The 21,491-nt window shown below is 68.3% G+C and carries 17 protein-coding genes; 7 read left to right on the top strand and 10 right to left on the bottom strand.

Annotated elements, in window-relative coordinates; genetic code table 11:
* Positions 1-9: 9 nt before the first annotated feature.
* Positions 10-243 carry a hypothetical protein gene (locus tag ABE522_RS02915; protein ID WP_182656551.1) on the bottom strand — a complete coding sequence of 78 codons (234 nt, stop codon included), beginning with the start codon at positions 241-243 and terminating at the stop codon, positions 10-12.
* A gap of 152 nt (positions 244-395) precedes the next feature.
* Between ABE522_RS02915 and ABE522_RS02910 the strand changes: the two genes are divergently transcribed.
* Positions 396-740, top strand: coding sequence for a putative periplasmic lipoprotein (locus tag ABE522_RS02910; protein WP_346590396.1), 345 nt, complete (start codon positions 396-398; stop codon positions 738-740).
* Here ABE522_RS02910 and ABE522_RS02905 read toward each other — a convergent pair.
* Complete coding sequence (locus tag ABE522_RS02905) at positions 718-1,788, bottom strand: DNA topoisomerase IB (protein WP_346590395.1); 1,071 nt, start codon at positions 1,786-1,788, stop codon at positions 718-720. The genes ABE522_RS02910 and ABE522_RS02905 overlap by 23 nt on opposite strands.
* Before the next feature lie 117 nt (positions 1,789-1,905).
* Between ABE522_RS02905 and ABE522_RS02900 the strand changes: the two genes are divergently transcribed.
* The 3 genes from ABE522_RS02900 to ABE522_RS02890 all read left to right on the top strand — a co-directional run bounded on the left by ABE522_RS02900 (position 1,906) and on the right by ABE522_RS02890 (position 8,618).
* Positions 1,906-2,301, top strand: coding sequence for an I78 family peptidase inhibitor (locus tag ABE522_RS02900; RefSeq protein WP_346590394.1), 396 nt, complete (start codon positions 1,906-1,908; stop codon positions 2,299-2,301).
* 346 nt (positions 2,302-2,647) lie between these two features.
* The gene (gltB, locus tag ABE522_RS02895) at positions 2,648-7,102 is read left to right on the top strand and encodes a glutamate synthase large subunit (protein WP_346590393.1); all 4,455 of its coding nucleotides are present in this window, start codon (positions 2,648-2,650) and stop codon (positions 7,100-7,102) included.
* 70 nt (positions 7,103-7,172) lie between these two features.
* Positions 7,173-8,618 (top strand): FAD-dependent oxidoreductase, encoded by a 1,446-nt coding sequence (locus tag ABE522_RS02890; protein ID WP_346590392.1) that lies wholly within the window; start codon positions 7,173-7,175, stop codon positions 8,616-8,618.
* Positions 8,619-8,637: 19 nt separating this feature from the next.
* Here the strand turns inward: ABE522_RS02890 and ABE522_RS02885 are convergent, their stop codons facing one another.
* Positions 8,638-10,671, bottom strand: coding sequence for an ATP-binding protein (locus tag ABE522_RS02885; RefSeq protein ID WP_346590391.1), 2,034 nt, complete (start codon positions 10,669-10,671; stop codon positions 8,638-8,640).
* Between the two features lie 201 nt (positions 10,672-10,872).
* Here ABE522_RS02885 and ABE522_RS02880 point away from each other — a divergent pair, with 201 nt between their 5' ends.
* Positions 10,873-11,736: a methylglyoxal synthase gene (locus tag ABE522_RS02880; protein ID WP_346590390.1), complete on the top strand. Its 864-nt coding sequence runs from the start codon at positions 10,873-10,875 to the stop codon at positions 11,734-11,736.
* Positions 11,737-12,072: 336 nt separating this feature from the next.
* On the opposite strand, the gene ABE522_RS02875 is transcribed toward ABE522_RS02880, so the two are convergent.
* Genes ABE522_RS02875 through ttcA form a run of 3 tightly spaced genes read right to left on the bottom strand, consistent with a single transcriptional unit; the run spans position 12,073 to position 14,716 of the window.
* Complete coding sequence (locus tag ABE522_RS02875; RefSeq protein WP_346590389.1) at positions 12,073-12,852, bottom strand: M48 family metallopeptidase; 780 nt, start codon at positions 12,850-12,852, stop codon at positions 12,073-12,075.
* A gap of 58 nt (positions 12,853-12,910) precedes the next feature.
* The gene (locus ABE522_RS02870; protein WP_346590388.1) at positions 12,911-13,816 is read right to left on the bottom strand and encodes a recombination-associated protein RdgC; all 906 of its coding nucleotides are present in this window, start codon (positions 13,814-13,816) and stop codon (positions 12,911-12,913) included.
* 12 nt (positions 13,817-13,828) lie between these two features.
* Complete coding sequence (gene ttcA / locus ABE522_RS02865; RefSeq protein ID WP_346590387.1) at positions 13,829-14,716, bottom strand: tRNA 2-thiocytidine(32) synthetase TtcA; 888 nt, start codon at positions 14,714-14,716, stop codon at positions 13,829-13,831.
* A gap of 90 nt (positions 14,717-14,806) precedes the next feature.
* On the opposite strand from ttcA, the gene ABE522_RS02860 reads away from it, so the two are divergent.
* Complete coding sequence (locus ABE522_RS02860) at positions 14,807-15,010, top strand: YdcH family protein (protein ID WP_346590386.1); 204 nt, start codon at positions 14,807-14,809, stop codon at positions 15,008-15,010.
* Between the two features lie 71 nt (positions 15,011-15,081).
* Here the strand turns inward: ABE522_RS02860 and plsB are convergent, their stop codons facing one another.
* Together plsB and ABE522_RS02850 are read right to left on the bottom strand one after the other, a co-directional pair.
* Positions 15,082-17,715 carry a glycerol-3-phosphate 1-O-acyltransferase PlsB gene (plsB, locus tag ABE522_RS02855; protein ID WP_346590385.1) on the bottom strand — a complete coding sequence of 878 codons (2,634 nt, stop codon included), beginning with the start codon at positions 17,713-17,715 and terminating at the stop codon, positions 15,082-15,084.
* A complete protein-coding gene (locus tag ABE522_RS02850) occupies positions 17,715-18,683 on the bottom strand; it encodes a hypothetical protein (RefSeq protein ID WP_346590384.1) in 969 nt (322 codons plus the stop codon). The genes plsB and ABE522_RS02850 overlap by 1 nt, the downstream gene beginning before the upstream one ends.
* 262 nt (positions 18,684-18,945) lie before the next feature.
* On the opposite strand from ABE522_RS02850, the gene ABE522_RS02845 reads away from it, so the two are divergent.
* Complete coding sequence (locus tag ABE522_RS02845) at positions 18,946-19,755, top strand: serine protease (protein WP_346590383.1); 810 nt, start codon at positions 18,946-18,948, stop codon at positions 19,753-19,755.
* An 18-nt stretch (positions 19,756-19,773) separates the two neighbouring features.
* Here ABE522_RS02845 and pyrF read toward each other — a convergent pair whose 3' ends face one another.
* Together pyrF and ABE522_RS02835 are read right to left on the bottom strand one after the other, a co-directional pair.
* Positions 19,774-20,496, bottom strand: a complete 723-nt coding sequence (gene pyrF / locus ABE522_RS02840; protein ID WP_346590382.1) for an orotidine-5'-phosphate decarboxylase — start codon at positions 20,494-20,496, stop codon at positions 19,774-19,776.
* Complete coding sequence (locus ABE522_RS02835) at positions 20,493-21,395, bottom strand: 5'-nucleotidase, lipoprotein e(P4) family (protein WP_346590381.1); 903 nt, start codon at positions 21,393-21,395, stop codon at positions 20,493-20,495. Before ABE522_RS02835 ends, pyrF begins: the two co-directional genes overlap by 4 nt.
* Positions 21,396-21,491 lie beyond the last annotated feature (96 nt).

Genomic DNA, 21,491 nt, shown 5'->3' with positions numbered 1-21,491 from the left:
GGTTTCGGGTCAGGCACGGTCTGCCACACCGTCGACGCCGGCGTGGGTCGCGCAATGCGCACAGCAGTAAATGGATCCTCCGCCCTCCACCCCGTGCCCGATGATCGCGCACTCACAGTGGGCGCAACGCGGGGCAAACGCGTGGATCGCGCATTCAAACGAGTCGAATGTCCCGCTGCGTCCGCCCTGGGTCAGGGTGAAGCTCTTGTCGTAGTCGTTTCCGCAGACATCGCAGGTCGACATTGCCGATCTCCTGTTCTGGTGGAGGCCCCACTATCCCGCCCACGCCGGGCGCGAACAGTGAATGGAACGTGCCCGTGACGTGCACGCGTTCATCCCGGCACCACGCCGCAGGCGTCAGTCTGGGCGCCTCGAACCTGATTGGAGCTGCAACGATGATCCGTTATCTCAGCGTGGCCGCGATGGCCGTGTCCCTGGCCGCCTGCAGCAGCACGCCGGTGGCCCAGGTGCAGCCGATCGACGGCGTGATTTCCGGTCAGTGCCACCTGGACAAGGTGCAGGGCGCGGTCGGCCTGGCGGCCTCGGCGGCGACCGTGGAACGCGCCCGCGTGGACAGTGACAGCCTGAAGGTGCAGGTGCTGCGCGGCAGCCGCGAGCGCAGTGGCCCCACCGCCAGCGGCAGCGCCGATCCGGCCGCCGGCGCCGCGCACGAGGGCGGCGAACGGTTGACGATTGAAACCGGTCGCACCAACAACATCACCGCGATTTACTGCGGCTGACCTTGGCCGCCACCCGGCGCGCCCTGCGCAGGTAGCGCAGGGTCGCCTGTTCCCACTGGCGCGGCCCGCGCAGGCCGGCCAGTGCGACCAGCTCACCCCGCTCCCAGCCGTCGAACACGCTGGGATCGATGTAGGCCTTGCGGCACACCGCCGGCGTATTGCCGAGCAGGTCGGCCACCTTGCACACCACCTCGCGCTGCGCCGCCGCCAGTGCGGTCTTGCTGGCGGGCTCGGGCAGCTCGGTGGCGGCGAACGCCCGCAACGCTTCCACCGTGCCCCCCCAGGTGCGGAAGTCCTTGGCGGTGAACTCCTCGCCCATCACCTCGCGCAGGTAATCATTGACCTCACCGGAATCCACCGGCTGCAGCGTGCCATCGTCGTCGCGGTACTGGAACAGCGCCTGCCCGGGCAGCTGCTGGATGCTTCGCACCTGCCTGGCCAACTGTCGGTCGCCGATCTCCACTTCGTGGTGCTGGCCGGACTTGCCGCGGAAGCGCATCTGCACCCGGCCGCCCGCCACCAGCGCCAGGTGGCGGTTGCGCAGCGTGGTCAGGCCGAAGGATTTGTTTTCGCGCGCATAGGTCTCATTGCCCACCCGCACCAGCGTTTCGGCCAGAAGCGCGACCACGATCGCAAGGACCTTTTCACGCGGGAATCCCGCACGTTTCAGGTCGTTGCGCAGGTGCCGGCGCAGCTTCGGCAGGGCTTCGCCGAAGGCGATGATGCGGTCGAACTTGCCCTCCCCGCGCACCCGCGCCCAGTCGGGGTGGTAGCGGTACTGCTTGCGACCCCGTGCGTCGCGTCCGGTCGCCTGCAGGTGGCCGTTGGGCCAGGGGCAGATCCACACGTCGGTATAGGCCGGGGGCACCGCCAGCGACCGGATGCGCGCCAGCACCTCGGCGTCGCGCACGACGTGTCCGGCCGGGTCGCGGTAGCTGAATCCTTTTCCCGCCCGGCGCCGCTGGTAGCCCGGCTGGCTGTCATCGACATAACGCAGTCCGGCTGCGCGGGCGGCGGCTTTTTCAGGTGTTGCGGCGGGTGGGCTCATGCGTGCAGTGTGGCGGTCGCTCCGAGCACGCCGCGTCAATAACGCAACACAAACACGTGGGCGGCCAACAGCCGCTATGCTCACGCCTTTGTCACCTTGAACGTTCCTGGAGTCCGCATGCCGTTCCTGCAGTTGCCGCGCCTGGCGCGCCCCTTCCTGCTCCTGCTCCCCGCCACCCTGTTGCTGGCCGCCTGCTCGGCACCGCCGATGGACGAACAGGATGCGGTCACCGCGCAGGCCCAGCAGGCCGCTGAAAATGCCACCGCCCCCGCCGACGAAGCCGGCAAGGCGACCGAAGCCCCGCCGATCGGCAACTGCGATGCCACCCAGGTACAGAGCCTGGTCGGCCAGCCGTTCACCGATGCACTCGGCAGCCAGGCCCAGCAGGACGCCAGTGCAAAGTCGCTGCGCGTGCTGCGCCCCGGCGACATGACCACGATGGAGTTCGTGGGTGAGCGCCTGAATGTGGAAGTGGACGAGAAGGATGTGGTCAGCGGCCTTCGCTGCGGCTGATTTCCCCAGCGCTGGCAAGCACTTGCCAGCGGCTTGGTTGCGCGTGCAACCGTGTGTTGCGGCATTGCACCATCTATGGTCTAGTCGAAGCATCCGGTGGCATCCCGCGCGCTCCAGCTAGCGCGCCCTGTCTCCTGGAATGAGCGCGAAAGCGCTTGGCGAGCGCCAGGGGAGGCACGCCACCGCACGGGGCATCCGCCCCTGCCGGGGGAACGGTCACATCGACCCACGCCAGGACGCTGCTTCGCTGTCCCTGCCGTCCCGGCACGGCACCCTCATTCCGGTGGTCACGGCGCGTCCTGTGGGCAGGCGCAGGAGTCCCCGCTCACCTGACCAAGAGGCAAAGATGGCCCCCCGCAACCGCCAAGGGCTTTACGACCCACGACACGAGCGCGATGCCTGTGGTTTCGGCATGGTCGCCCAGCTGGATGACCAGCCGTCCCGGCTGCTCGTGGATACCGCCATCGCCGCGCTTTCGCGGATGACCCACCGCGGTGGCGTCGCCGCCGACGGCGTGACCGGCGATGGCTGCGGCCTGCTGCTGCGTCGTCCGCAGGTATTCCTGAAAGCCATTGCCGCCGAGGCGGGCATCAACGTCGGCGCGCATTTCGCTGCCGGCGTGGTGTTCCTGCCGCATGATGAAACCGCCGCCGCGCAGTGCCGCGCCGCGCTGGAAGCCGAGCTTTCCAACGCGGGTACGCAGCCGCGCGGCTGGCGCGTGGTGCCGACCGATCCCAGCGTCTGTGGCCAGCTGGCACGCGATACGCTGCCGCGCATCGAACAGGTCTTCGTCGATGCCGGCCAAGCGCAGGACAATGCCGCCTTCACCCTGGCGCTGTTCCTGGCCCGTCGCCGCAGCGAACAGTCGCTGCGCGACCACGCCGATTACTACGTCACCACGCTCAGCCCGAACGCGATCAGCTACAAGGGCATGGTGCTGCCGGACAAGCTGTCGCGCTTCTTCCTGGACCTGCAGCGCAGCGACCTGGCCTCCAGCGCGATCGTGTTCCACCAGCGTTTCTCCACCAACACGCTGCCGCGCTGGCCGCTGGCGCATCCGTTCCGCATGCTCGCCCACAACGGCGAGATCAACACCATCGAAGGCAACCGCCGCTGGGCGCAGGCGCGCAGCAAGGTGTGGAAGACCCCGCGCTTCGACATCGGCGAATTCGATCCGGTGATCTCCATGCACGGTTCGGACTCGCAGAGCCTGGACAACATGCTGGAACTGATGGTCAGCGCCGGCATGGAGCTGATCCAGGCCCTGCGCATCCTGGTGCCGCCGGCGACCCAGTCGCTGGAATTCAAGGACCCCGACCTCGCCGCCTTCTACGAATTCCACGGGCTCAACAGCGAGCCGTGGGACGGCCCGGCCGGCATCGTCGCCTGCGACGACCGCTACGCGGTGTGCACGCTGGACCGCAACGGCCTGCGCCCGGCGCGCTGGATGCTCACTTCCGACCGCCACTTCCTGGTCGCCTCCGAAGCCGGCGTGTGGGAAGTGCCGACCGAGCGCGTGGTGCGCAAGGGCAAGCTGGGGCCGGGCGAGATGATCGCCATCGACCTCAAGCGCGGCGACCTGCTCGATTCGGAGGCGGTGGACCGCATCAACCGCGGACGCGCGCCGTACAAGCAGTGGCTGCAGCAGGGCGTGACCTACCTGCAGACCGAACTGATCGATCCGTCGCTGGTGGAAGAACCGTTCGACGCCCGCACCCTGCGCAGTTACCACAAGCTGTACCAGCTCAGCACCGAGGAAGTGGAGCAGGTACTGCGCCCGCTGGCGGAAACCGAACAGGAAGCCACCGGTTCGATGGGCGATGACACGCCGATGGCGGTGCTGAGCCAGCGCAGCCGACCGTTGTACGACTACTTCCGCCAGGCGTTCGCGCAGGTCACCAACCCGCCGATCGATCCGCTGCGCGAAGACTGCGCGATGTCCCTGTCCACCCAGCTCGGCAAGGAGACCAACATCTTCCATGCCGGCGCGGAGACCGTTAACCACGTCATCCTCAACTCGCCGGTGCTGAGCCAGCGCAAGCTGCGCCAGCTGCTGAAGATGGAGCAGTACGCCGACGCCAACCGGCTGATCGACCTGTCCTACAGCGAAGAAGAAGGCCTGCGCGCAGGCATCGAGCGCATCTGCGCGGAGGCCGAACAGGCCGCGCGCGATGGCATCGTCATGCTGCTGCTGTCCGACCGCTACCCGGTGGCCGACCGGCCGATGGTGCATGCCCTGCTGGCCACCAGCGCGGTGCACCACCACCTGTGCAACACCGGGCTGCGCTGCGAGGTGAACCTCATCCTGGAAACCGGCACCGCGCGCGATCCACACCACATGGCCTGCCTGCTCGGCTTCGGTGCCACCGCGGTGTATCCGTACCTGGCCTACCAGACCCTGTTCGACCTCGGCCGCCGCGGCATCCTCAAGCTCAGCAAGGGCGGCGAGCAGTCGCAGATCGGCCGTCGTTACCGCAAGGGCGTGTACAAGGGGCTGTCCAAGATCATCTCCAAGATGGGCATCTGCACGGTGGCCAGCTACCGCGGCGCGCAGCTGTTCGAGATCGTCGGGCTGGAGCCGGACGTGGTCGACCTGTGCTTCCCGGAAACGCCCTCGCGCGTCGGCGGCGTCAGCTTCGCGCGGCTGGATGCCGAAGCCCGCGAACTGACCGTGCAGGCCTGGGACGACCAGGTGCAGCCGGACGTCGGCGGACTGCTGAAGTACGTGCACGGCGGCGAATACCACATGTACAACCCGGACGTGGTCATGACCCTGCAGCGCGCGTCGCGCTCGGGCGATCCGGCGCACTGGCAGGCGTACTGCGATGCCGTGCATGCACGTCCGCCGTCCGCGCTGCGCGACCTGCTGCAGCTGGTGCCCGCCGCCACGCCGACGCCACTGGACGAGGTGGCACCGGCCAGCGAGCTGTTCCCGCGCTTCGATACCGCGGCGATCAGCCTGGGCGCGTTGTCGCCGGAAGCGCATGAAGCGCTGGCCATCGCGATGAACCGCCTGGGTGGCCGCAGCAACTCCGGCGAAGGCGGCGAAGACCCCGCCCGCTATGGCACCGAGAAGCGTTCCAAGATCAAGCAGGTGGCGTCGGGTCGCTTCGGCGTGACCGCCGAATACCTGGTCAACGCCGAAGTGCTGCAGATCAAGGTCGCCCAGGGCGCCAAGCCCGGCGAGGGCGGCCAGCTGCCCGGCCACAAGGTCAACGAACTGATCGCCCGGCTGCGGTATGCCAAGCCGGGCATCGGCCTGATCTCGCCGCCGCCGCACCACGACATCTACTCGATTGAAGACCTGGCCCAGCTGATCTACGACCTCAAGCAGGTCAACCCGACCGCGCTGGTGTCGGTAAAGCTGGTCAGCCATGCCGGCGTGGGCACGATCGCGGCCGGCGTGGTCAAGGCCGGCGCGGACCTGATCACCATCTCCGGCCACGACGGCGGCACCGGCGCCTCGCCGGTGAGTTCCATCCGCTACGCCGGCGTGCCGTGGGAACTGGGCGTGGCCGAGGCGCACCAGGCGCTGGTCGGCAACGATCTGCGCGCGCGCACCATCCTGCAGACCGATGGCGGCCTGAAGACCGGCCTGGACGTGGTCAAGGCGGCCATCCTCGGCGCGGACAGCTTCGGCTTCGGCACCGGTCCGATGATCGTGCTGGGCTGCAAGTACCTGCGCATCTGCCACCTCAACAACTGCGCCACCGGCGTGGCCACCCAGGACGAGCGCCTGCGCGAGAACTACTTCACCGGCCAGCCCGAACGCGTGGAGAACTTCTTCAGGCTGCTGGCCGAAGAAGTGCGCGGCTGGCTGTCCTACCTGGGCGTGCGTTCGCTGCAGGACATCGTCGGCCGCACCGAACTATTGCGGCAGATCGACACCGCGCCGCGCGAAGGCGTGCGCGTGGACCTGTCGCGGCTGCTTGCCGACGCCAGCTACGAAGGCAGCCACTGCGCTGCGCAGCGCCTGTACGAATCGCCGGACAGCCTGGCCACGCAGATGGACGGGCTGCTGGCCGATGCCATCGCGCACAAGCGCGGCGGCGACCACCGCTTCCTGATCCACAACACCGACCGCAGCATCGGCACCCGCCTGTCGGGCACCATCGCCCGCGCGCACGGCAACCAGGGCATGGCCGAATCACCGCTGGAGCTGCGCTTCCGCGGCACCGCCGGGCAGAGTTTCGGTGCCTTCAACGTCGGTGGCCTGCACCTGGAAGTGGAAGGCGAAGCCAACGATTACGTGGGCAAGGGCATGGCCGGCGGCCGGCTGGTGGTGCGTCCGCCACGCGGCGCACGCTTCGAAGCCCGCAGCACCGCGATCATCGGCAACACCTGCCTGTACGGTGCCACCGGTGGCGAGCTGTTCGCTGCCGGGCGGGCCGGCGAGCGCTTCGCGGTGCGCAACTCCGGCGCGCTGGCGGTGATCGAAGGCGCCGGTGACCACTGCTGCGAATACATGACCGACGGCGTGGTGCTGGTGCTGGGCAAGGTCGGCCTGAACTTCGGCGCCGGCTTCACCGGCGGGCTGGCCTACGTGCTGGACGTGGACCGTGATTTCGTCGACCGCTACAACCATGAGCTGATCGATATCCACCGCGTTTCCGCCGAAGGCTTCGAGAACTATCGCCAGCACCTGCATCGCCTGATCGGCCGCCACCGCGAGCTGACCGGCAGCATCTGGGCCCAGCAGATCATGGACGAGTTCCGCGATTACATCGGCAAATTCTGGCTGGTGAAGCCCAAGGCCGCCAGCATCGAATCGCTGACTGAAACCCTGCGCCGCGCCGCATGACCACGCCCTTTTCATCGGTAGTGCCGGCCACTGGCCGGCAGCACCACCAAGCCGAGAGGCAGAGCCCGCCATGAGTCGCAAGCACGCTTTCCAGTTCCTCGACCTGCCCCGGACGATGCCGCAGCGCATCCCGGTGGAACTCCGCACCTCCGGCGACTGGGGCGAGCTGTACGGCAAGTTCGGCAAGGAGGACGCGCAGTACCAGGCCGGCCGCTGCCTGGACTGCGGCAACCCGTACTGCAGCTGGAAGTGCCCGGTGCACAACGCCATCCCGCAGTGGCTGCAGCTGGTGCAGGAAAACCGCATCGAAGAAGCCGCCACGCTGTGCCACAGCACCAACCCGCTGCCGGAAGTGTGTGGCCGGGTGTGCCCGCAGGACCGCCTGTGCGAAGGCAGCTGCACGCTGGAGGAATTCGGCGCGGTGACCATCGGCGCGGTGGAGAAATACATCGTCGATACCGCGCTGGCACGCGGCTGGCGTCCGGACCTGAGCGCGGTGGAGCCCACCGGGCGCACGGTGGCGGTGGTGGGTGCGGGACCGGCCGGGCTGGCCTGCGCCGACCGCCTGGCGCGTGCCGGCATCACCGCGGTGGTCTATGACCGCTACGAACAGATCGGCGGGCTGCTGCAGTTCGGCATCCCCAGTTTCAAGCTGGACAAGGACGTGATCCGCAAGCGCCGCGAGGTGCTGGAAGGCATGGGCGTGCAGTTCCGGCTGGGCGTGGAGATCGGCCGCGATGTCAGCGTGGACGATCTTCTGCAGCGCCATGATGCGGTGTTCCTCGGCACCGGTGCCTACCGCTATACCGACGGCGGCCTGGATGGGCAGGACCTGAAGGGCGTGCTGCCCGCGTTGCCGTTCCTGGTGCAGAACGCCCGCATCGTCAGCGGCGACGATCCGCACGGCCGGCCGATCGCCGGCTGGGAGGACCAGATCAGCCTGCCCGACCTCACCGGCAAGCGCGTGGTGGTGCTGGGCGGCGGCGATACCGGCATGGACTGCGTACGCAGCGCCATCCGCCTGGGTGCTGCGCGCGTCACCTGCGCCTACCGCCGCGACGAGGCCAACATGCCCGGTTCCGCACGCGAGGTCGCCAATGCCCGCGAAGAAGGCGTGCGCTTCCTGTTCAACCGCCAGCCGCTGTCCATCGAAGCCGGAGCCGACGATGAGGCGATCGGCGTGACCGTGGTGGAAACCCGGCTGGCCGAGCCCGATGCCAACGGCCGCCGGGTGGCGGTGCCGATCGAGGGCAGCGAATCGCTGCTGGAAGCCGACGTGGTGATCATCGCCTTCGGCTTCTCGCCCAGTGCGCCGGAATGGCTGTCCGCGCACGGCGTGGAATCCACCGGCAACGGCCGCCTGCAGGTCGGCGGCAAGGACCGCCTGCCGTTCCAGACCGCACACCCGCGGCTGTTCGCCGGCGGCGATGCGGTACGCGGCGCGGACCTGGTGGTGACCGCGGTGGCCGAAGGACGCGATGCCGCCGCCAGCATCGTGCGCCTGCTGCTGGCATGACCCAGCGAACGCACCTGCGTCAGCCTTCCAGCTGGCGCAGGTGCGCGATGCAGCGCAGCAGCCGCTCGCGCAGCTGCTCACGCTGGGTGGCCGACGGCGGCAGCGGCGCATCGATCAGTTCGCGCAGGTGGGCGGACAGCGCGACCAGCCCCAGGCTGCCCACGCCGCCGGCCATGCGATGCAGCCGCTGCGAGGCGACGCTTGGGTCTGCACGCCGCCACGCGTCCTGGAGTACCGCCGCGTCTTCTTCCAGGCTGGTGCGCAGCGTACCCACCAGTTGGCGGGCGACGTCCTCGTTGCCGAACCGCGACACCAGCGACACCAGGGTCGGCGCATCGCGGCAATCCGGCGAAGGGCAGGATCCTGCAGCCGCGGCACCACTGGCGAGCAGCCCGGGGCCGACCTTGGCGATGGCGTCGTGCAGGGTGCGCCGACTGATCGGCTTGGCCAGCAGGTGGTCCAGGGCCATCCCCTGCATGCCGTCGATATCGGCCGTCATGCCGATGATGAACCCGGGCGCGCGGCCGCGTTCCTGTTCTTCGCGGCGGATCCGCTGCACCAGCTCCGCGCCGTTGAGCCCGGGCATCTGCTCGTCGGTGAACAGCAGTCGCGGCGGGTCGCGGCGCCACGAGGCCAGCGCCTGCAGGCCATCGCTGACCACCTCCACGTCCATGCCCATGCCACGCAACCACCACTGCATCAGCAGCTGCTGGGTCGGATGGTCTTCGGCGACCAGCACGCGGGGCGATGATCCGCTGCCCGGCGGGGCATCCTCCGCGCGCGCAGGCACGGCGCGGGTATCCGCCACGGCATCCGCTGCGTACGGCAGCGGTGCGTGCTGCAGTTCCAGTTCGATCTCCACCACCGTGCCCTGCCCCGGCACGCTGCGCAGGGTCAGGCTGCCGCCCATCGCGGTGACCAGCTGGCGGCAGATGCCCAGTCCCAGTCCGGAACCGCCGTGCTGGCGCGTCGTGGAGTGCTCGGCCTGGGCAAACGGCTCGAACACCGCCTGCTGCCGCTCCGGCGCGATGCCCACCCCGGTATCGGCCACGATCAGCCGCAGACGCTGCGAGTGACCGGTGTCTTCGACCTGCTGCAGGGACAGCGACACGCCGCCGTGGCGGGTGAACTTGATCGCGTTGCCGACCAGGTTGAACAGCACCTGCCGCAGCCGTGTTGCATCGGCCTGCAGCTGCGGGGCCACGCGTGCGCCCACGCGCTGGTGCAGGTACAGGCCTTTGGACTGTGCCACCGGCCTCAGCAGGGTCTCCACGCTGTGCACCAGCATCCGCAGGTCGACCGGCCCCGCCTGCAGGTCCATGCCATCGGCGTGCCCGGCGGACAGCGCGGCGACGTCGTCCAGGATCCGCGCCAGCATGGACGCGGCGTCTTCCAGAGTGCCCATCAGCGCCTGCTGGTGCCGATCCAACGATGCGCCGCGCAGCAGCGCCAGCCGCCCCAGCAGGGCCTGCATGGGCGCGCCGATCCCGGTGCCCAGGCGCGCGACCATCTGCTCCCGTTCGGCCGCATCCGCCGCCGCCCGGGCGTGCGCGCGGAGGATCGCCTGTGCACGGGTGTCGGCGTCGGAAACATCCATCCAGTAACCGGTCCAGCGCTGTTCCCTGGAGGCGTCCACGCTGGGCCATGCCTGCATGGCGATGTGCCGTGGGCCGCGGACGCCGTCGGCGCTGAAACGCACCGCCACCGGACAGATGCGACGCACCGCGCGCAGCAGCACCGACAGCACCCGTTTGTGGTCGCCGGCATGGATGGCGGCCAGGATGCGCGAAGGGTCGTCCTGCAGTTCACGCGGTGATGCGCTGAACAGCTGTGGGGTGTCCCCGGCCAGCAGTTCGATGTGGATGCGTCCATCGCGCGCGCGCCGCGCCTGGAACACGACCACCGGCAGGTTGCCGGACACTTCGTCGATCAACCGCTGCACCTCGCGCCGGCGGCGGACTTCGTCGCGCAGCCGCCAGTATCCGTGCGCCTGCACGAGGGCGATGCCGGCCAATGCCAGCAGCAGCCCGGCGACCACGAAAGGGCCCCGCATGGGCCCGGCCAGCGTGGGCGACCCCAGTGCCAGACAGGCGGTGACAACGCACGGCGCCACGAAGATGTCCTTTCCGCAATCCATCGGCCATCGACGCTAGCAGGCTCACCGTCTGGCACCATCAGGATTGCTGCATAAGCGACGACGCATGGCGTGATGCAGCGCATACACTTCGGCAGTGCCCCCCTGGAGAACTCCTGTATGCGACTTGGACTGGCTGCCAACCGGCTGCACCACCATGATGGCGAAGCCGCCCTGTTCCGCTTCCTGCGCGCCAGCGAGGCGGGCCTGCGGGACCTGCAGTGTTCACTGCATGCGGTCGGCCGCACGTTCGATGCCATCCAGCAGCATGGTCCGCTGCAGGGGGATCCGCTGGTCCGGCAGTATCCGTATGGCCGCGACGGCGGGTTGATGAAACTGGTGGCCGAGGTGGTCGGCATGGGGCCGGAGCGCAGCCTGGACGGCGCCATCTACCTGATCGATCCGGTTGATCCGTCATCGATTTTTCCGGAAGCCATCGCGCTCAAGCGCCAATGCGTGATCCATGCCAAGCCGTTCATTTCCACCGTGGCCAGTGCGCGCGACTGGGTGGAGGTGGAGCGCCTGCACGCCGGCTTTGCCGCCGACGCCGCGGCGGACGACCTGCACCGGTTTGAACGCCAGACGCTGGCGCTGATCGCGCACGATGCGATGAAGCCGGCGATGCTGGCATTCGCCGACGAGCACTTCGATGTGTTGTCGCGGTTTGCTTCACGGATCGGCACGGGTACCACCGGACAGCGGTTGAATGAGCTGGCCTGGAGCCGTGGCTGGCCGGCCGATACGCCGTGGGTGACGCGCTACCAGAGTGGGCCGATGGGCGGTGATGCGCAGATTGCCGACCAGGTGCTGGAGGGGCGCTGCCAGCGCGCGGTGTTTTTCGAAGATCCGCATGTGGCGCGGCAGCATGAGGCCGACATCCAGCTGCTGGAGCGCGCGGTGACCACGGTGACCGACCTGGCGGTGTGCATCACTTCGCCGCGGGTGGCGGCGCGGTGGGCTTCTGCGGCGGCGCTGCGTTTTTGAAGCGGGTTACGTGTGAGGCGCCTTGATCTACGTGTGAGGCGCCGGGTGGGCAGGCCAGGCAGGACACGCCGTGAATCCGTCCATGGAGGCTCGCTGTTCGCATCCATGCGAACAGACGGTCCTGCCTGGCCTGCCCACCCGGCGCCCTGACGGTTCACGAGTGCCCGGCGCATGGGGAATGGGGAATAGGTGACAAGCGGGGCACTGCTATATCCGGCGCAGCCGGCAACGGCACTCCTGCTATGCAGGAGCCCCCTTGTTGTTCAAGGGGGCGCGCCGAAGGCGGGGGGATAAGGTGGAATGCGTGGGCAACTGCTGTGGCCCGGCACAGCCGGGTTACAGCAGTTGCCTTAGCATTGCCTTCAATCTGCGGCCTTCTTGTTGGAAGTAGTCGCGTTGTTGGCGCCAGGCGGGGAAGCGTTGTTCGACTTCGTGCCAGAACGCGGGGGAGTGGTTGGCCTGCAGCAGGTGGCAGAGTTCGTGGACGAGCACGTACTCGAACGCTTCCGGCTTGCCGAGGACCAGTGCCAGGTCCAGTGCCATGCTGCCGTCGGGGGCCAGTGATCCCCATTGCGAGGACATCACCTTCAGCCGGATACGGGTCGGCGCGCGCGGCAGGCCGGGCAGGTAGCATGGCAGCCAGCGCCCTACGTCGGCGCGCGTCTGCGCTTCATAGAACTCGCGCAGCAGGCGTTTGAGCGTGGTCGGCGTGGCGCGCGCGGGCCAGTGCACGCAGGCGCCCTGTTCGTCCATTTCCAGCTTGGCGTAGCGCGCTTCCTGCCAGCGCAGCGGAATCAGTTCGCCGCGCAGTGGCAACAGTCCAGGTTCGCCCGGCACGAGCGGCGGCGGCATGCGGTCGGCGCGGTAGTGCTGCAGCTGCTCGGACAGCCAGCCACGATGCTGCTCAAGGAACCGCTCGCCGGTCTGCAGGCTGGCCCGCAGCGGCAGCGTCAGCCGCGCACCGCGTTCGTCCACGCTGAGCTTGATGCGACGCGCACGCGGGTCGCGCACGCGCAGCACATCAATCTCCGCATCGTCCAGCCGCAGCCGCACGGTATCGCGCTGCACGGTCGCACTGGGCGCAGGGGACAGCAGGCGGCGGAGCAGGCGACTCATGCCACCAGCATACGCCGCCACGGGCGGCGCGATGTCAGCAACGTCCGCCGTACCCTGTTCAGTCGGCCTTGCTCAGCTTGAAGGCCTCTTCCAGCAGCAGGAACAGGCGACGGATCTCGGCGCTCTGCAGCGCGAAGCGCGCATCCAGCTCGGCGCGACGTCCGTCGTCATCCGAATGCTCCAGCTGGTCCAGTGCGCCATCGAGGAACTTCAGCTTGCGCACGATCAGGTCATCGCCGATCACGAAGGACAGATTGTCCTCGAACACCAGCGCCAGCTTGGTGACCTGCTTGCCCGCGTCCAGGTGCTTGTCGATCTCGTCGCAGCGCAGTTCCTGGTGCTGGCACTTGACCACCGCGCCGCCCTCCACCGGGTCCTTCATCTCGCACTCTTCGCCCAGCGACAGGCCGGTCGGCAACGGCTCGCCGGCGATCCAGCCGGTCAGGATGGAGCGCGGCGCCACTTCGGCGTTCAGCGGCATCGCCGGGAAACTGCCGAGCAGGCCGCGGATGTCCGACATGAAGAATTCGGCGGTCTTGCGGCTGGAGCAGTCCACCGCGACGTAGCCGTGCTTGAGGTCGATGAAGGCATCGTTGCGCGAGTTCTTGACGAAGGCGCGCGGCAGCAGTTCGTGCAGCAGGTCGTCCTTCATGCGCTTGCGTTCGCGGCCGCCGGGACGCCGGCCTTCGTTGGACTCGATTTCCTCCAGCTTGCGCTCCAGCAGGTCGTTGACCACCGCGCCCGGCAGGATCTTGTCTTCACCGCCGACGGTCAGCCACAGATGCTCTTCGATGCGGTGCGAGAACTGTTCCTTCTCTTCGCGGCCGAACGGGGAAATGAAGCCACGCGAATTCATCTCAAGCGGGCCGACCGGCTTGAGCAGGGCATTCGGCAACTGGGTGTCCACGCTGGAGAAATCGGTGGCGGTCGGGAAACGGAAGAAAGTCAGGTTGCGAAAGAACATGGAATTCCGGATTCAGGAGTGAAGGGCGCCGTGGCCATCGTCGGCCAACGGCGTCTCAGGAGGTGCGTCGCGGTGGCGGCGCTCCAGGGAATGGAAATCAAACAGGTTCGGGTCCGCCAGCTGCGACGGCTCCACGCTCGCCAGTGCACGGGCGATCTGGTCGACGCGTCCCGGGTGGTCGGCGTCCCACTGCGCCAGCAGCTGGCCTATCTGGCGGCGCTGCAGGTTGGGTTGGCTGCCACACAGCGTGCACGGGATGATCGGGAAGCGGCGAGCCTGTGCGTACTGCGCGATGTCGCGCTCGCGCACGTAGGCCAGCGGCCGGATCACCACGTGCTGGCCATCGTCGCTGCGCAGCTTGGGCGGCATGCCGGACAGCTTGGCATGGTGGAACAGGTTCATCAGGAACGTCGCCGCCATGTCATCGCGGTGGTGCCCCAGCGCGATCCGGGTGAAGCCATGGCGGGTGGCATGCTGGTAGAGCGCGCCACGGCGCAGCCGGGAACACAGTGAACACTGCGTGCGCCCTTCGGGAATCACCCGGCTGACCACCGAATAGGTGTCCTGTTCGATGATCTGGTACGCCACCCCCAGCCGCTCCAGGTACGCCGGCAGCACATGCGCGGGAAACCCCGGCTGCTTCTGGTCCAGGTTCACCGCGACCAGCTCGAACGCAACCGGCGCCCTGCGCTGCAGCTGCAGCAGCATGTCCAGCAGCGTATAGCTGTCCTTGCCGCCGGACAGGCACACCATCACTTTGTCGCCCGCCCCGATCATGCCGTAATCGGCGATGGCCTGGCCGACCTGCCGACGCAGCGCGCGGCCCAGCACGTCCGCCTGCGCGCCGGCCTCGCGGGGCACGCGCGGCAACGGATCGGGCAGGGACAGGACGGCGGTCATCCGCCCATTCTACCGGCTGGCATGCGCGCTTCCGAGGCCTCGCGGACGGCGGTTCTCCCGGTGGTCACCCGCGCTGTGTATGCTCGACGGGTGGACACCTACACTCCCGCAGAAATCACCGAGCGCCTGCTCGCGCTGCGCGCCGACCACCGCGCGCTGGACGACCGCATCACGCGCATGGCGGCCAATGGCGAAGACGACCTGGAGTCCAAGCGGCTCAAGCGTCACCGGCTGCAGCTGAAAGACTGCATCACCCGGCTGGAAAGCCTGCAGATCCCCGACGAGCCGGCCTGAGCCCTCCTGGCGGGTGGCCGGCCTTGGCCCTTCCGGTGGGTGGCGACCGTTGCTCGCCACACCCTGCCTGATCAGTCCTGCGGCACGGCTTCTTCCGGGCGGGCCGCTTCCGGGCTCACCCGTTCGATGGTGTGGCGCAGCTCGCGGCCGAGGATGAACTTGGCATCCTTTGCCCAACCGTCCAGGCGCTCGTCGAACAACAGGCGGCTGTTTTCATCCGGCCAGACCAGGCGCAGTTCGCGCAGCTTCTGGATGAATCCACGGAACAGGGTCTTGTCGAAGAACTCCGGTGCCGCCGGCGCGTAGAGCAGGCTCAGGCGCTGTGCGGCCTGCTGGCACAGGCTTTCCAGCTCCGCCGCGCCCAGCGTGCCGGGGCCGTTCTTCACCAGCACCGAAATGGCGATGTAGTAACGCTCGAAGGCCTGCTGCAGGGAGTGGCCGATCGCGCGCAGTCGGAACACCTCGTCGGTCTGCCCGGTATTGCGCGACAACACCCCGCCTTCGTCTTCGCCGACCTGCTGCAGCAGGCCCTCGCGGATGAACAGGTCGATGGTCTGCTCGATCCGCTGGCCGAACTCGTCTTCGGTCCAGGGCAGGAACAGTTCGGCCTGCAGGAACGGATAGACCGTGCGTCCCAGCCGCACCAGGCCGGCGCGGCCCATGCGCCGGTTGTTCTGGAAGCAGCACGCAACCCACGACGAGGCCGTGAACAGGTGCAGCACGTTGTTGCGGAAGTAGCTGAGCAGCACGGCGGTGTCGCCGCTGACGCTCAGCACGTCGCCCAGCGGGTGTTTGACCCGGGTGAGCACGTTGATTTCTTCGGCGTGGGCGATGATCCGTTCCGGCGAATGCGGGGTGACCGTGACCCGGTCCGAGTACGGCATTTCCTCCAGCAGCGTCTTGCACAGCTGGATCTGCGCGATCAGGTCGGCCTCGCCCATGGCGTGCTTGGGCGTGGACAGCAGCGCCAGCGCCAGCAGGTTGATCGGGTTGACGTCGGCGGCGCCGTTGATGCGCACCTGGATGCGTTCGGCCAGGGTGTCGACGGTGTTCGACAGCCACGCCGGTTTTTCATCCTCGGCCACCGCACGACCGTCCCACTCAGGGGCCTTTTCGGCCAGCACGTCGTTGAGCGCGATCGGTTCGCCGAAGTTCACCACCACCTGGCCGAAGTTCTGCTTGAGCACCTTCGGGATGCCCCACAGCAGCGACCAGATCGATTCCTTTTCCTTCGGCCGGCCAGTCAGCTCATCAAGGTAGCTGCTGCCTTCCATCAGCTTTTCGTAGCCGATGTAGATCGGCTGGAACAGCACCGGTTTGCGCGGCTGGCGCAGGAACGCCTTGAGCGTCATCGAGATCATGCCACCCTTGGGCTGCAGCAGGCGCCCGGTGCGCGAGCGGCCGCCTTCGACGAAGTACTCGATGGAATAGCCGCCTGCGACCAGTTGGGCAACGTATTCGCTCAGTACCGCCGAATACAGCGCGTTGCCGCGGATCGAACGGCGGATGAAGAAAGCGCCGCCCTTGCGCAGCAGCGTACCGACCACCGGAAGGTTCAGGTTGATGCCGGCCACGATGTGCGGCGGCACGATGCCGCGGTCGTACAGCAGGTAGGACAGCAGCAGGTAGTCCATGTGGCTGCGGTGGCTGGGCACGTAGACCACTTCATGGCCCGGCGCGGCCGCCTTGAACTTTTCCAGGTGATGGACCAGCACGCCGGCATAGATGCGGTTCCACACGTGGCTGAGCATGAAGCTGGCAGAACGCACCGCCGGACTGGAGTAATCGGCCGCGATTTCCCAGGCATAGGCGTGCGCTTTCTTCCACGCGTCAGCCGGCTTGCTGTTGTCGCGCCGGGCCTGGGCGGCAATCGCTTCGCGCACCGGCTCGGCCTGCAGCACCTGGTCCACCAGCAGGCGGCGGGTGGACAGGTCAGGGCCGATCACCGATTCACGGATGCGCCGGAAATGCGTGCGCAGGACGCGCTGCAGCTTGCGCACCGTGCGTTCCGGATCCAGCCCTTCATCCACGGTGGCCCGCAGCGAGATCGGCGGGGCGAAGCGCACGATCGTGCTGCGACCATTCAACAGCACCGCCAGCAGGCGCCGGAAGCGCCCGACCAGTGCCCAGTTTTCAGAGAAAAGCACGGCGAACCAGCCACTCTGCTTGTCCGGCGCGCGGCCCACGAAGATCGACACCGGAACCAGGTGCACGTCCAGTTCGTCGCGTGCGCGATGTGCCTGCAGCACCTTGGCCAGCGAATCGGAGTGGGTCTTGGCACCACGCTGTTCGGGAATGATGGAATTGCTCGAACTGCGCCGTGACAGGGCCACGTAGGCGCGCTTGCGGCCGGTGGGATCACCCGGCAGCGGCACCAGCGGCGAGGGCAGTCCGGCCTGGCGACAGGCCTTGTCCAGGATCAGCGCATTGGACAGACCGTAGTCCTCCAGTACGTAGACCACCGGACGGCCGTCGTTGTACTGGCCCGGGTCTTCCGGCTCGATGTCCAGCGACAGCCAGGGCTCGAACAGGCGACCCAGCAGCCGTGCCCACCACGGACGCCGGCCCGCCGCAGCGCGCGCGGCAACATGCGCCGGCACCGGGCCGTCGATCGTCATCGGGGACACCTGCGCCGGATCGGCGGGGGCCTGCTCAGGTTGTTCGCCGGGGAACGGCAGCGGGTTCTGTTTCGACATCGGCGCCATTATGGCGTAGCCGCGGGCTTTTCATCGCCCCCGGTCTCAGCTGGAAGTGCGATGGCCGCGGCGGATTCAGCTTCCGCCGCCGCCTGCGCCCTGCGCGCGTTGCGCAGCAGCGCGTCGGTATCGGCCAGCGTGCGCGTGAGATACCAGTGCCCTTCGCGACGGGTCAACGGAATCTGCAGGCCGATCGTCTGCCCGGCAAGGGGATACTGCAGGCGGACCAGCGCGTTGTCGCCCTGCTGGGAAAGCACCTCGCCGACGATGCCACGCATCGACGCGTCCAGGTCGAGCCCATAGCTGGCCAGCACGGATTTCAACGTGGCGATGAACGGCCCCAGCCGTTCCAGGCTGCCCGCCATGCCCGCCTGCTGCAACTGCGCATCGGCGGTGATGCCGGTCGCGCTGGCGGCCCTGGTGAGCGCGGCGATGCTGGCCCGCGCCCGCGCCCGGTCGCTTATCGGCGCATCCGCCGCCCACGCCGACAGTGTCTGCACCACCTGCACGTAGTGCGCCTGCTGGCTGGCGGTGAAGCCGGTTTCATGGCGCAGGTACTGCACACCGAACAGGCCCATGGACTGCGCGGCCTGGCGGACGGCGGCGGTCTGCCCGGCCAGTTGGCGGTCGAAACTGCGCTGCAGGCGCTGGCTGCCGTCCTCGGCTGAAAGGGCCTGCAGCATCGGCAGCAGCTGGTCGTGCAGCGGCAGTTCGGTCAGCGGCCAGCGGCTGTGGCCCTGGCTCCACGCCTGGTCCAGCGCCGCGTACTGCGCCGGTGGCACCGACAACCGGGCATAGGCCACCAGGTCGTTGTCGGCCATCGCCCGCGCCATCGCCTGCACGGCGGCGACCGGCTCGGCAGGGGGCGCGGCGGCATCGACCGGGTCGCGCTGGCAGGCGGCCATCGCCAGCAGCAGCAAGGCCGCGCAAGCCCACCCACCCGCATGGCGCAGCGCGCGCCGTTTCGTCTTCGACATGATGGTTCGGACTCCCCAGACCGGCCTGCATCTTGACCGGTGTTGCCTGTCAGCAGCAAGACAGTGGCGACACGGCGTCGTGTGCAGGCCATTGAACCACAAAGGCTGGCGCTGGGCGGAGCAGCGGCGCGGGCTGACCGGCTGATGCACGTGTAGGTATTGCGCTGGATGCACCGGATGCGTGATCGACGCGGCAGATCCGTCGCCCGCCGAGGCGCCCACTACAGGCCCCGGCAACCTGCCGAACCCGAGGTGTCCCACCATGCGTTCCTTCGTTTCGCTTGTGATCGCCAGCGCCCTGTGCTGGCCTGCAGTGGCCGCTCCGGCCGCGGGTGACGCGCTGCCGCGGCCTTCCATCGTCGGTGGAACCGATGTCCCGGACGGCCGCTATCCCTTCATCGTCAGCCTGCAGAACGCCAGGGCGGGGTCGCTCCATTCCGGCCATTTCTGCGGTGGGTCGCTGATCTCGCCATCGTGGGTACTCACAGCCGCCCACTGCGTGGTGCGGCGTTCCCCAGGCAGCCTCGACGTCCACGCCGGCACAACCGATTTCGACAGGGCTGCCGGCAGTCGCCACGCGGTGGCCGCCATCCATGTCCATCCTGCCTACCCCAGCGGTAAAAGCGACGTGGCCCTGATCCGCCTGAAGACACCGGTGGCCGATGTACGGCCGGTCAGCCTACCGGGCCTGGAAGGGGCGGCGTTCGAACAGCCCGGCCAGCTGCTCACCGTTGCAGGCTGGGGCCGCCTGGCCAGCGGCGCGGGCTCTCCCTCGCGGATGCAGGAAGTGGACGTTCCTTTCATCCCCACCGCGGAATGCCAGCGGCTGTACCAGGGACGCCTGCCTGTCGATGCCGAGGTGGAGCTCTGTGCCAGCCGGTCGGGCAAGGATGCCTGCCAGGGTGATTCAGGCGGCCCCCTGTTCCTGGCCGGCGACCAGGGCAGCCGGGACCAGCTCGGTGTCGTCAGCTGGGGAATCGGCTGTGCGCAGGGTGACTCCCCGGGTGTCTATGCGCGCCTGGCCAGTGCCGGGATCGTGGACTTCATCCGCGCCACCTGGACCGGGGACTGAGCCGGCCCCGCGCTCCGCTCAACGCCGCAGCGCGGTCGCGATGTCCTGCTGGATGGCCCACGCCGCAGCCTGCGGATCGGCCGCCAGCCGGATCGGTCGGCCGACCACGATGGCATCGGCGCCGTCGGCGAAGGCCCGGGCCACTCCCACGGTGCGCTTCTGGTCATCACCGGCCGGACCGTCGGGGCGGATACCCGGGCAGACGATGGAGAAACCGGCGCCGGTTGCCGTACGGATCGGCGCCGCTTCCTGCCCGGACGCGATCACCCCATCGATGCCGGCCGCCTTCGCCGCCAGCGCGCGTTCCACGACCACGTCCACCGGTTCGCGGTCGATGCCCATCCCGGCCAGGTCTTCGCGCGCCATCGAGGTCAGCACGGTGACCGCCAGCAGGCGCATGTCGCCACCGGCCACGGCCGCACAGGCCTCCATCATCGCCGGGTGCCAGCCATGGATCGTGCAGTAGCTCACCGGCCATTGCGCCAGGCGCTTGATGACCGCCGCAGCGGTGGCCGGGATGTCGAAGAATTTCAGGTCGACGAACACCCGCTTGTCGCGGCGCGCCAGCTCCTCCAGCACCTGGAAGTACTCACCGGATGCCAGCAGCTCCATGCCGATCTTGTAGAAGCCGACGCTGTCGCCCAGGCGATCCACCCACGCCAGCGCCTGCGCGCGGTCGGGCACGTCCAGGGCGAAGATCAGGCGCTCGTCATCGCGCAGTGGCAGCGGTCCGCGGCTCATGGCGCATAGTCCAGCGCGGCACGCTTTGCGTCGTGGCGGGCCTGGCGCGGCTGGCTGAAATCATTGTTGAACTGCGCCGGCTCGAAGCCGCCGTAGGTCGGGTTCGGCAACATCCACCAGCGCTCGCCGAACCAGTCGTGGTACTGCTGCAGCAGGGCATCGCGCCCTTCGTTGGTGTTGGCGGTGACTTCGACGAAATCGCCGAGCTGGTCACCGAACTGCATCAGCACCCGGTACTGCTGCCCGGCCAGGCGGCGGCGGCAGTTCTTTTCACTGCCGGCCTGCTCACAGCCCTCCACCACGGTCCCCAGGCCAAGGAACACGCTGTCGTCGGCAACGGGCAGGCCTTCGGCACGCAGGTTGGCCAGGGTCGCTTCCTTCAGGTGCACGGCGCGGTTGGAGATGTACAGCAGGGTGACGCCTTTTTCATTGGCCGCCCTGGCGAAATCAACGACGCCGGGAATCGCCCTGGCCTTCTTCTCGGCCACCCACTGGTCCCAGGTCATCTCGTCGTATTCCTTGCCATCGCGCACCAGGCGCGCCTGGTAGGGCGAGTTGTCCAGCACGGTCTCATCCAGGTCCAGCACCACCGCCGGCTTCAGCCCCTTGGCATCGTTGCCGCGCTCTTCCGGCACCAGGGCATCCCAGTGGGACTCCTTCAGCGCCGCGTCCAGGCGATCAGCTGCGGCACGGTAGGTCTGCTCGGTAATCGCCTTGTATTCCTGGGCACGCTGCATCCACAGCACCGCGTTCAGGTTGTCGTTGGCACTGCTGTCCTTTGCCGGGGCCGCATCCGCCGGTGCGGCGGCAGGCGGGGCGTCGACGCGCTTGCAGGCGGACAGCCCGATCACCGCGATGGCGAGCAGGGACAGGGAAAGGGGGGCGGTACGACGACGCATTGGCTTCACCATGTTCAGATCCCCGCCATTTTAACGGCAAAGATGACAGGGGCAGCGGCTATGCTTGATGGCTGTTCCATCGACCCAGCGGAGCCC

Origin of the sequence: Stenotrophomonas lacuserhaii, assembly GCF_039674585.1 — a bacterium.
Taxonomy (GTDB): Bacteria; Pseudomonadota; Gammaproteobacteria; order Xanthomonadales; family Xanthomonadaceae; genus Stenotrophomonas; species Stenotrophomonas pennii_A.
This window is presented reverse-complemented; position numbering and strand designations above follow the sequence as displayed.

Coding starts and splice junctions, on each gene's coding strand:
- ABE522_RS02875 (WP_346590389.1), bottom strand. CDS start 12,852: ATGAGTCGCCTGCTCCGCCGCCTGCTGTCCCCTGCGCCCAGTGCGACC.
- ABE522_RS02835 (WP_346590381.1), bottom strand. CDS start 21,395: ATGCGTCGTCGTACCGCCCCCCTTTCCCTGTCCCTGCTCGCCATCGCG.
- ABE522_RS02870 (WP_346590388.1), bottom strand. CDS start 13,816: ATGTTCTTTCGCAACCTGACTTTCTTCCGTTTCCCGACCGCCACCGAT.
- ABE522_RS02905 (WP_346590395.1), bottom strand. CDS start 1,788: ATGAGCCCACCCGCCGCAACACCTGAAAAAGCCGCCGCCCGCGCAGCC.
- ABE522_RS02910 (WP_346590396.1), top strand. CDS start 396: ATGATCCGTTATCTCAGCGTGGCCGCGATGGCCGTGTCCCTGGCCGCC.
- ABE522_RS02915 (WP_182656551.1), bottom strand. CDS start 243: ATGTCGACCTGCGATGTCTGCGGAAACGACTACGACAAGAGCTTCACC.
- ABE522_RS02885 (WP_346590391.1), bottom strand. CDS start 10,671: ATGCGGGGCCCTTTCGTGGTCGCCGGGCTGCTGCTGGCATTGGCCGGC.
- ABE522_RS02845 (WP_346590383.1), top strand. CDS start 18,946: ATGCGTTCCTTCGTTTCGCTTGTGATCGCCAGCGCCCTGTGCTGGCCT.
- ttcA (WP_346590387.1), bottom strand. CDS start 14,716: ATGACCGCCGTCCTGTCCCTGCCCGATCCGTTGCCGCGCGTGCCCCGC.
- ABE522_RS02900 (WP_346590394.1), top strand. CDS start 1,906: ATGCCGTTCCTGCAGTTGCCGCGCCTGGCGCGCCCCTTCCTGCTCCTG.
- gltB (WP_346590393.1), top strand. CDS start 2,648: ATGGCCCCCCGCAACCGCCAAGGGCTTTACGACCCACGACACGAGCGC.
- ABE522_RS02880 (WP_346590390.1), top strand. CDS start 10,873: ATGCGACTTGGACTGGCTGCCAACCGGCTGCACCACCATGATGGCGAA.
- plsB (WP_346590385.1), bottom strand. CDS start 17,715: ATGGCGCCGATGTCGAAACAGAACCCGCTGCCGTTCCCCGGCGAACAA.
- pyrF (WP_346590382.1), bottom strand. CDS start 20,496: ATGAGCCGCGGACCGCTGCCACTGCGCGATGACGAGCGCCTGATCTTC.
- ABE522_RS02850 (WP_346590384.1), bottom strand. CDS start 18,683: ATGTCGAAGACGAAACGGCGCGCGCTGCGCCATGCGGGTGGGTGGGCT.
- ABE522_RS02890 (WP_346590392.1), top strand. CDS start 7,173: ATGAGTCGCAAGCACGCTTTCCAGTTCCTCGACCTGCCCCGGACGATG.